The organism is Agromyces sp. NPDC055658 (assembly GCF_053618155.1).
The window spans coordinates 1-248 of record NZ_JBSHHD010000132.1; the positions used below are offsets into that span (position 1 = coordinate 1).

The 248-nt window shown below is 64.9% G+C and carries 1 protein-coding gene; it reads right to left on the bottom strand.

Features of this window, described 5'->3' with window-relative positions:
- A partial coding sequence (locus tag ACWGPE_RS19110; protein ID WP_452049331.1) for a hypothetical protein occupies nt 1-248 on the bottom strand: 248 nt, incomplete at both ends.

Below are 248 nucleotides of genomic sequence, written 5' to 3' on the forward strand. Positions count from 1 at the left end.
ACGGCGAGGCGGTCCAGGACGTCCTCGCAGAGCTCGCGCGAGAGCAGGAGACCCGGTTTGAACTGCAGGACACGGGGATCCAGCGTCGAGAAGATCGCCCACACCCCGTTCTCGTAGAGTTCCCGCATCACGAACTTGGCGCCTTCGGGGTGGTCGAACTCCAGGCCGATCACCACACCGTTCTGCCGGATACCGACGAACCAGTCCGGGTGGTCGGCCTGGATGCGCTGCAGCCCGTGGTCGAAGAT